Origin of the sequence: Flectobacillus sp. BAB-3569 (genome assembly GCF_002270355.1) — a bacterium.
Taxonomy (GTDB): domain Bacteria; phylum Bacteroidota; class Bacteroidia; order Cytophagales; family Spirosomataceae; genus Flectobacillus; species Flectobacillus roseus.
On record NZ_NJFZ01000005.1, the window covers coordinates 142,391 to 153,027 of the forward strand.

The window sequence follows — 10,637 nt, forward strand, 5'->3', positions numbered from 1 at the left end:
TAATTATTCTAATGAAACTGCTCTTCTTCGGTTGAGCCTTTCAAGGCGCCAGTAGATGCCAAGCCTCCTGTAACGGTATTTTGAATTGCGTCAAAATAACCTGTTCCTACAAATGCTTGGTGTTTTACGGCCTTGAAGCCTTTTGATTGTAGTGCAAATTCACGTTGTTGTAATTCTGAGAAACCAGCCATTCCACGTTGTACATACGCACTTGATAATTCGAACATAGCGGTATTCAAGGCATGGAAACCTGCCAAAGTAATAAACTGGAATTTGTAGCCCATATCTGCCAACTCCTCACGGAATGTTTCCATTTTTTTCTCGTCCATAAACTTCGCCCAGTTAAACGATGGCGAACAGTTGTAAGCCAACTTTTTGCCAGGATATTTGGCATGGATACCTTGAGCAAACTCACGAGCCATTCCCAAATCTGGATTTCCTGTTTCCATCCAAATTAAGTCTGAATATGGCGCATAGCTCAAACCACGGTCGATACCTTGTTCAAGCCCATTTTTCACATAAAAGAACCCTTCTGAAGTTCTTCCTTTATCGGCTTGAATAAATTTCAAATCTCTTTCATCTACATCCGCCGTAATCAAATTGGCTGCCTCTGCATCGGTACGAGCAATTACCAAAGTCGGAACGCCCATTACATCGGCTGCCAAACGAGCAGCAACTAATTTATTGATAGCCTCTTGTGTAGGCACTAATACTTTTCCTCCTAAGTGACCGCACTTTTTAGCAGAAGATAACTGGTCTTCAAAGTGTACGCCTGATGCTCCTGCTTCAATCATCCATTTCATCAACTCAAAGGCGTTCAAATTACCTCCAAAACCAGCCTCTGCATCGGCTACGATAGGTACCATCCAGTGCACGTCGCCATCACCATTGACATTTTGAATTTGATCGGCACGTAACAAAGCGTTATTAATTCTTCTCACCACCGCAGGAACGCTATCAGCTGGATACAAACTTTGGTCAGGATACATATTACCTGACAAGTTAGCATCGGCTGCTACTTGCCAGCCAGACAAATAGATAGCTTTCATACCTGCTTGGACTTCCTGTACAGCTTGGTTGCCCGTCAAAGCGCCCAGTCCAGCTACCCAATGATCATTTTTCAACAAGTTCCAAAGACGCTCTGCACCCATACGTGCAATACTGTAATCAAGTTTGTAAGAACCCGCCAAACGAGCTACTTCTTCAGCACTATAAGGTCTTTCGATTCCTTCCCAACGAGGGTTTGTAGTCCAGTCAGTTACCAACTGTTGGATTCTTTCTTCTTGTGAAATTTTCATGGTTTTAATTAGTTTTTTGTTTTGTTATAAGAAAAGCATACACATAGTAGAACCTGACTATTGATGAGTTGTGAGTGGCGAATTGTGAATCATTAAAGTGAAATTCAATTTATATACAACTGAATAACAGATACTTGACTTCAAAACTCATAACTCAGCATTCATCAAAGTACTATCGTTCTAAAAATAGTAGCAAATAAGCTCATTGGGGTGTCTCAAGGCTAACACCCCGCCGAACTAAAATTGGTTATTAATATGCTTTAGGCTGTAAGCCTTAGGCAGAAAAGCTTCGATTATTTTATGAGAAATATCTTTAAATACATAGTAAACAGTTTTAAACTGTTGAAAATTGAGTCCAAGACTAAGTCTTGAACTAGAGAAAACAAAAACAATCCATCAGATAAATTCCTAATAATTAGAAACTTACACCAACAATTAGGATTGTAAGAAAGATATTCTTTTGTCCAAAAGCGTTCTTATCATTAGTGTTTTTTGATGTAGTGGCAACCCTTGCGGTTGCCATTCTGAATGTGGCAACTGCAAGGGTTGCCGCTACTGCAATTTTACTTTAAAAACAAAACTTAATCCTTCGTAAAGTACTGATTCACAACTCACAATTCATCATTCAAAACTCCTAACTCTGTAGCGCTTCCTCTTGACTGAGAAGTACTTCATAGGCATCGGTTGTTAGGAAATAATCGAATCCTTCTTGTGTTACGAGCTTGTCAAACAGTTGAATAGCCTCTATAAATTTGCCAGCATCATATTTTTCAATTCCTACTAAATGCTTGATTCTCTGGACTTCATCACTGAGCAAATACTTGTAATAGTCTGTATCAATTAATTGTCCTTGGTCGGTTTTGGCGCCATGATGAAGCCATTGCCATACTTGGGCTCTGGAGATTTCGGCTGTAGCGGCATCTTCCATAAGGTTATGGATCGCTGCTGCTCCTACTCCTCTCAACCATGACTCTATGTACAAAATACCTACTTGGATATTCATTCTGATACCAGCTTCAGTAATGGCGGTATTCGGAATCGTAAAGTTGATTAGCTCGGCACCTGTAATGACTTCATTTTCAAGTATTACCTGTTTTTGGTTAGGATTTTCGCCCAAAGCTTTATTAAATGGTACTAGTGCTACTGCCACCAAATCGGGATGAGCTACCCATGTGCCATCAAAGCCAGTACTTGCTTCTAGTTCTTTATCGGCGTTCACTCGCTCAAAAGCCATTTTATTCACAGCTTCATCCTTACGGTTAGGTATAAACGCAGACATTCCTCCGATAGCATGAGCTTTGCGTTTATGACAAGTTTGCACTAATAATTTTGCATAAGCTCGCATAAACGGCACGGCCATCGTTACCTGAACGCGATCTGGAAGAAGGCAGTCGGCATATTGATGAAATTTCTTGATACAACTAAAGATATAATCCCAACGACCTGCATTGAGTGCCGCAATATGGTTGCGAAGTTCGTACAGGATTTCATCCATCTCAAAGGCTGCCATGATGGTTTCAATCAAAACCGTCACTTTGGTCGTACCTTGCGGAACCTCTAAAGTATCTTGTGCCGCTACAAATAGGTCATTCCAAAGACGAGCCTCTAGGTGACTTTCCATTTTTGGTAAATAGAAATATGGTCCACTTCCACGCTTGATTAATTCCCAAGCATTATGAAAGAAATACAAACCAAAGTCAAAAATCGAAGCCGAAGCTGGCTCTCCGTCGATTAGCACGTGTTTTTCTTCCATGTGCCAGCCACGAGGACGCACTTTCAAAACCGCCACTTCAGGATTTAGCGCATAAAATTTACCATTGTCGGCCGTAAAGTCTATTTGTTTACGAATAGCATCACGCAAATTAATTTGCCCTTCGATGACATTGCTCCAAGAAGGCGTGTTGGCATCTTCAAAATCAGCCATAAAGACTTTCGCCCCAGAGTTGAGCGCATTGATTACCATACGACGATCAACAGGTCCTGTGATTTCGACACGACGGTCTTGTAAGTCTTGCGGAATTGGGGCAACACTCCAGTCAGCCTGACGAATCTCAGCAGTTTCTAGCAAAAAATCTGGCAAAATACCTTGATTGATTTGTTCTTGACGCAGAACACGATTATTGAGCAAAGCCAAGCGCTGACGATTGAACATTCTTTGCAAATCGCGCACAAAGGTCAATGCCTCTTTGGTCAGAATAGTCTCAAACTGCGGTGATACTTCTCCCAATATCTCCACTCCTTGAATTGAATGCTGATTCATGTCTTACTGGTGGTTTTGTTTTGTTATTTTCAGAGCTATGGCTTTGAGCAAAAGTATCTGAGAAACACTATTTACATCAAACGCCATTTTTAGGTTTTCCTCTCTGTCTTCTGCATTGGTTTTGGCACTTGGGCGCTACATTGATAGAGGAAATGGCTTTTTATTTTTGTGAAATTTCGCTAAATCTTTTCTTTATATCTGATGAAAAAGAAATAACTTATCGCTGAACTTCGAAACAAAGTTAAAAATGCGAAAATTAAAAAACAAGCGAAATTTCGCTAATCTATAATATTTCGTTATTTTCTTTAAAAATTTATACGTAATTTTGGAAAAACAATAAACGACATGAGTGCAAACAGCGATAAAGTAAAAATAATCTTCGGACTGAAAATCAGACAGTTACGATTAGACAAAAAGCTCTCACTGAGCGAAGTTGCCGAAAAATCGGGCTTATCTATCTCCTATTTGAATGAGATAGAAAAAGGGAAAAAATATCCCAAAACCGAAAAAATCATGGCGCTATCCGATGCTTTAAATATAGATTATGACTCTTTGGTATCGCTAAAATTGAGTAAACAGCTCGAACCTATCGCCGAATTACTCAATTCGAATATCCTTACAGAGCTGCCTTTAGAGATTTTTGGGGTTGAACCAGCCGACTTCATTGAGCTAATGTCGGAAGCGCCAGCCAAAATTTCAGCCTTTATTAGTACGATTATCGAAATTAGTCGTAACTACGATATGCGCGTGGAGCAGTTTTACTTTTCGGTATTGCGCTCCTATCAGGAAATGTATGACAATTATTTTCCTGATATTGAAGAATCAGCACAGCAGTTTCGCAAGCTTTTCGAGATTTCGGAAATCACTTCACCCAACGATACCTTATTATCTGACATTCTCCAAAATTTCTATGGCTATCAGATAGAAGAATTCACACGTGAAAGTCATCCTGATTTGACTACCATTCGTTCGGTGTACAATCCCAAAACATCGAAACTGTTGGTCAATGGTGATTTAAGTCCCGAACAAAGAGCTTTTACTTTTGGACGTGAGTTAGGATACCAATTTTTGCAACTCAAAAATCGCCCTTATATCTCGTCGGTAATAGAAGTGAATTCGTTTGAGCAGGTTCTCAACAATTTCAAGGCATCGTATTTTGCAGGCGCGATTTTGATTAATAAGAATGTATTAGTTGATCGTTTGACGTATTTCTTTGCTAGTCCTAAATGGAACGGCGATATGATGTTGAGCATTATGCGCTTGTTTAATGCAACGCCCGAAATGTTCTATCATCGCCTATCGAATTTGATGACTAGCCATTTCAAAATCAATAATCTGTTCTTTTTGCGTTTCAACAACGAGGTAGACCATGAATTGTTCTATTTGACGAAGGAAATGCACTTGGCAAAACTACATACCCCACATGGCACTGCACTCAACGAACACTACTGTCGTCGCTGGGTATCCTTGACCATTTTGAAAGATTTAGAAAAAATCCAAAAAGAAGAAGGTTACGACCCAGAAAAAGTATTGTGTAAGGCGCAAGTATCCGAATATATCGACACCAACAACCATTATTTTGTGATGTCCTTGGCAAAGCCTTCGCCTCCTAACAAAAAGATGAACAGCAGCGTAACACTTGGTTTTGCGATTGACGATAATTTGAGAAGTATGGCGCAGTTTCTCAACGACCCAGCTTTACCAAGACGAAAAGTGAACGAAACTTGTGAAAGATGCGGCGCTGTAGATTGTGCCGAACGAATGAAACCACCATTAGTTCTTGATAAAAAACATTCGCTCGAACGACTCAAGCAAGCAATTGCCTCTTTGGAATAAATTGATTTTACCAATATTAGGTTTTTAGTCGTATGCTAACAGCGTATCTATGTTTCTTTGGAAAAGCTAGAAACATTTTGTCCAATGCCTACCACTAATCCGCCCAAATCGTAAAAATGCCATCTTGGAGAGAATTATTAATTAACTATGAAATAGTTGATTAACGGATATGTAAAGTTATCAGAAACCAAAATATTTTGTCAAAAAGCATGAAATATTAGGCACTTTTGTCTTTGTCATGTACAACATCCAGATTCAACAAGTCACAGACTATGAGAATTTTGCGTGTGGGTTTGAGCAATTATGAGAAATTTATTATTTCGACCTATCCTAAAATGACAAAAATTTCATTTTTACTGAAAAAAAATTAAGTCTAATTATTCTTCGTTTTGTACAACGTTTTATACTCGACTTTGGACAAAACAAATAATATTTCGATAATTATCCATTTTTAGAATAATATTTTGAATAAAACCTTTATTTCGGATTATTTCAGTAGAAAAAATAAGTATCTAAAAACTTTTATATTGTTGCTCAAATGATATATATTTGCTAACCGTAATATATCACAAAAAAATCTATGAAAAACCCAAATTGCCCAAAATGTGACTCATCATTAGTCACCAAAAGCGGAGTTATCAAGGATAAGCAGCGCTTCAAGTGTAAAACTTGTAATTATAACTTCACTGTAGAGAAGCTTGGTAAAGGTATTTCTCAATACTATGTTATCAAAGCGCTTCAGCTCTATATTGAAGGTGTTACTTACCGCGAAATTGAGCGATTATTGGGTGTTTCACACGTTTCTGTGATGAACTGGGTTAAGAAATATCAGATAAAAGTACCTAAAGGAAACGAATACCATCCTACTTATAAAATACTGAACCACAAAGAATTAGCAGAATTTTATGCGAATAGGGAAAATCTTAAAGGAGCAGGTATGATTGTAACCGAGTTAGGGGACAAATTCATGCTCATTAAATGGGAAAGACTAAAGCACTAAGCAAGTACGATGGGTTTTTCAATATAGATTTATTACCGAAAACACCACCTAACCACCGATTTCATTATTTTTCGAAGAATAATTGGTAGTCAAAACTATACAAAAATTGCAAAACTATACCACTGCTATTGCTGGTATAGTTTTTTTTATGAGGTTTGTATCATAAACCAGTGCAAAAAAAGCACAGAATATTACAACAAAACAAAACCATAGAACTGTTATTAGTTCTTTTTGAAAAATACCCTCATTAGGCAATTTTATAACAAAACAAGACCACAAAAACCATTCTTCGATTATGAAAAGATTTTTATTGTCGGTGTTAGGCACGGCTATTTGCACGTCTAGCATTGTTGCTCAAACTAGTACAACCTCTAGTTCAACAACGGCATCAACGCCAGCCAAAACAGAGGCACCTGCCGAGCAAAAAGTGACAGTGTACGGGTTTGTGAGAAATGATATTTACTATAATACAAGAAGAAATTTAGATTTGAGAGATGGGGTATTAGATGTATATCCATCAGATGCAACCAACCTCCCAACTCGTTCAGGAACAACCTTAACACCCAACGGTAGCGACGATGCAAACGCCATTCCACAACTCGGTTACTCGGCCATTGTAACAAGATTAGGAGTAAAATTCGGTGGGATAAGTGCTTTTGGAGCCAAAGCAAGTGGTATACTTGAAACCGACTTTTTTGGTATTACCAACGGAACAGCAGGTACATCGGGAGGCGGAACAGAAAACTTACTTCGTTTGCGCCACGCTTATGTAGCGCTGGATTGGGCAAAAACTCAATTACTAGTAGGTCAATACTGGAACCCAAACTTTATACCAAAGTGCTTTCCAGGAACAGCCAACTTTAATACAGGGATTCCGTTCAACCCATTCTCGTTTATACCACAAGTTCGCTTGACACACAAACTTTCGAACCTCGTATCATTTACCGGAATATTGTTTGGTTACGATTTACAAGGATTTAGTCCAGCAGGTGCATTTGGTTCAGGAACAGGAGTTGACGCTTACAAATATGCCACTACACCATCATTTGCAGCGCAACTTGGTGTAGAAAACAAGAAGTTTTTGGCAAGCTTCGGTTTAGAAGGAAACACAATCCGCCCAAGAATTACAGATACACAAAACCCAAGCACAGGTGCTTGGGGAGGAACAGGAGCTCCAAATATTTCTAAAAATATTTCGACAAACCTATTTACGCTCAACTTGTTGGCTTATGCAAAATATACCTCTAGTAAGCTAACAGCAAAGTTCCATACAACCTATGGACAAAGCTATACACAGTATGTAGGTTTAGGTGGTTTGGCAGAATATCGTAACGCTACCACTGGCGAATGGAAATATGCGGCTCAAAATCAATGGAACCTTTGGGGTGAGTTGATTTCTACCAAATCAAAATCTGTACAACCAGCTATTTTTGTAGGTTATCTGAAAAACTTAGGTTTATCAGATGCTATCAACAAATCTGATATCCAAAGCGGTAGCTTAGCATTTTTGGGCAGAGGTATCAGTGCTACAAGAACTTTTGATAGCATGTTCAGATTGGCGCCAAGAGTTGATTTTTATTCTGGCAAAATGAAGTTTGCCCTTGAGTACGAAATCAGCGCTATGAAATGGGCAGATGTAGATGGCACAGTGCCAAACGCAGCAGGAACCCTACCAAGTAGCATCTCATTCAAGCCTGCAAGCGGTGATTTAGCTCGTTCGTTCACAGCTACAAACCATCGTTTACAAGCAGTAGTAGTATATAATTTCTAAGATCACTTTTACAAAAAATTGTAAAGTAAAGCCAGAGGGGCTGAGCGCGTAGAACTAAGCCCTTCGAACCTCAACTTTACCCTAAATCAAAGTATTAACCCCGTTTAACCATTAGCAACTATGTCAGAAAAGAAATCTACCGCAGGACTAGCATCCATCATTGGAGCTTCATCGGTTGGAACCCTCATCGAATGGTATGACTTTTATATCTTCGGAAGCTTAGCCACTATTATCTCAACACAGTTTTTTCCAAAAGACAACCCTACAGCGGCATTTTTGTCAACACTTGCGACCTTCGCAGCGGGCTTTGTAGTTCGTCCTTTTGGTGCACTTTTCTTCGGTCGTCTTGGTGACTTGATTGGTCGTAAATACACATTCATGGTAACACTCGTATTGATGGGTGGAGCTACATTTGCCATCGGTTGTGTGCCAGGTTATGAAACCATTGGTTTCTTTGCGCCACTATTGGTATTGGTACTTCGTTTGTTACAAGGCTTGGCCTTGGGCGGCGAGTACGGTGGCGCTGCTACGTATGTTGCAGAGCACGCACCTGCCAACGAAAAAGGTTTTTGGACCTCTTGGATTCAAATTACTGCAACGGCAGGTTTGTTTATCTCATTGGCTGTGATTTTGATTACACAATCGTCTTTAGGTAAAGAAAAGTTTGAAGATTGGGGATGGAGAGTTCCGTTTTGGGTATCTATCATCATGGTATATGTATCTGTCTTAATCCGTAAAAATATGCACGAGTCGCCTTTGTTTGCAAAAGCTAAAGCAGAAGGTAAGACATCGGCAAATCCATTGAAAGAGTCATTTGGTAATAAGTATAACTTCAAATATGTATTGCTTGCATTGTTTGGTGCTACGATGGGTCAAGGGGTGATTTGGTACACAGGTCAGTTCTACGCGCAGACCTTCTTGTTGAAAATTTGTAATATCGATTTCCAACAAGCCAACACCCTTTTGATTATCGCCTTGATGATGGGTACTCCATTCTTCGTATTCTTTGGATGGTTATCAGACAAAATTGGTCGTAAAGGTATCATGTTGACTGGTATGTTATTAGGTGTACTTTGCTACCGTCCTATTTATGAGAAAATCTACCAGACTGCAAACATTAAGAGCAAAGAGGAAATCACGGCTAAAACAACTGAAGAAGTTAAACGAGGCTTGGTAGAAGGTACAGCCGATTCTTTGATTACTACAACAGTTACTAAAGAGTTTACTGATGGTACAAAATATAAAGAAGTGAAAAAAGTAACAGTTTTGGCTGATGCTTCAAAAGAGGCGCCAAAACCAGATGTTGTTAAAACCGTAAAATTGAACGAAGGCGATAAGTGGACCATGATTTGGATGGTATTTATTCAATTGTTGTTTGTAACAATGGCTTATGGACCAATTGCGGCATTCTTAGTAGAAATGTTCCCTGTAAAAATCCGCTACACGTCTATGTCTTTGCCATACCACATTGGTAACGGTGTATTCGGAGGTTTGATGCCAGCAATTGCTACTTACTTGGTGTCAAAAGCAAAAGATGCGAATGATGCAGCCGAAAAAGCTGGTCAGGCAGTGGTAAACGCTCAGCCATACTTAGAGGGTTTGAAATATCCAATGTTGATTGCAGGTATCTGTTTTGTCATCGGCTTGCTTTATATCAAAGAGAAAAAAGGAGGAGTAGAGTAATGGCTGTAGGCTATCAGCTCTAGGCTTTTGGCAAAATGACTCTTTGGTATTAATGCTAAATTGCGAGTAGTGTGTTTTGAATATAGAATTCTGGTAATTAAAAATTTACAATCACAATTCACCACTCACAATTCAGCACTCATACTTAACAAATAACTTCTATTGAATACATTCTAAATTTTTATATAAAATGGACGGAATTAAAAAAATCTTAGGTATCGTTTGGATCCTCCTCGGTATCGCAGCGGCATGGTTTGGCATCACAGTGTTGGGTCTTCCAAAGCTAGCTTCAGGCAAACAAGATGACTTAGTATTTGGAATTATCATCATGTTTATCTTAACGCCAATCATTACAGGAGGTTTGCTAATTTTTGGTAAATATGCTCTACAAGGAGAATTTAACGAAGAGAATGCTTAATTAAGCTAATGGCTTTTAACCTTTTGAAAATTGTTGATGGTGTAAAGTTATTTAGTTACCAAGTAATCGTGCAGAATAAGATTTGAGTTATGTGTTTAGGTACTAGGCAAAGAGTGTTAAAATGCTTTTTTCAAAGCCCACCGCCGAAAGCCGTTACCTGAAAGCCCAAAGTACAATCTTAAATTTTATTTTGCTCACTAACTTGAATACTTTACACCAAAAACCAAAGCATAAAATAGTTTTTAGGGATAGATGAGTTGAGTAATGTATGTCAATGAAGTCATTTTTGGCTCTTGGCATACATTCTTAGTTTATGGGAATACCTCTTTCCAAAAACTCTACCAACTTAGCTAAGTAATTGTCTATTTTTT

At 38.8% G+C, this 10,637-nt stretch carries 7 protein-coding genes; 5 read left to right on the top strand and 2 right to left on the bottom strand.

All coding sequences use genetic code 11. The features are described from left to right. Positions 1–8 precede the first annotated feature (8 nt). Together aceA and aceB are read right to left on the bottom strand one after the other, a co-directional pair. Positions 9–1,298: an isocitrate lyase gene (aceA, locus tag BWI92_RS04365; RefSeq protein ID WP_095160909.1), complete on the bottom strand. Its 1,290-nt coding sequence runs from the start codon at positions 1,296–1,298 to the stop codon at positions 9–11. Between the two features lie 634 nt (positions 1,299–1,932). Further along, complete coding sequence (gene aceB / locus BWI92_RS04370; protein WP_095160910.1) at positions 1,933–3,558, bottom strand: malate synthase A; 1,626 nt, start codon at positions 3,556–3,558, stop codon at positions 1,933–1,935. Between the two features lie 345 nt (positions 3,559–3,903). Here aceB and BWI92_RS04375 point away from each other — a divergent pair, with 345 nt between their 5' ends. The 5 genes from BWI92_RS04375 to BWI92_RS04395 all read left to right on the top strand — a co-directional run bounded on the left by BWI92_RS04375 (position 3,904) and on the right by BWI92_RS04395 (position 10,266). After that, positions 3,904–5,394 carry a helix-turn-helix domain-containing protein gene (locus BWI92_RS04375; protein WP_095160911.1) on the top strand — a complete coding sequence of 497 codons (1,491 nt, stop codon included), beginning with the start codon at positions 3,904–3,906 and terminating at the stop codon, positions 5,392–5,394. A 580-nt stretch (positions 5,395–5,974) separates the two neighbouring features. Continuing rightward, the gene (locus BWI92_RS04380; RefSeq protein ID WP_095160912.1) at positions 5,975–6,394 is read left to right on the top strand and encodes a helix-turn-helix domain-containing protein; all 420 of its coding nucleotides are present in this window, start codon (positions 5,975–5,977) and stop codon (positions 6,392–6,394) included. A gap of 295 nt (positions 6,395–6,689) precedes the next feature. Continuing rightward, complete coding sequence (locus BWI92_RS04385) at positions 6,690–8,165, top strand: hypothetical protein (RefSeq protein ID WP_095160913.1); 1,476 nt, start codon at positions 6,690–6,692, stop codon at positions 8,163–8,165. A 120-nt stretch (positions 8,166–8,285) separates the two neighbouring features. Next, positions 8,286–9,848, top strand: coding sequence for an MFS transporter (locus BWI92_RS04390; RefSeq protein ID WP_095160914.1), 1,563 nt, complete (start codon positions 8,286–8,288; stop codon positions 9,846–9,848). A 190-nt stretch (positions 9,849–10,038) separates the two neighbouring features. Further along, complete coding sequence (locus BWI92_RS04395) at positions 10,039–10,266, top strand: DUF6814 family protein (protein WP_095160915.1); 228 nt, start codon at positions 10,039–10,041, stop codon at positions 10,264–10,266. Positions 10,267–10,637: the final 371 nt, after the last annotated feature.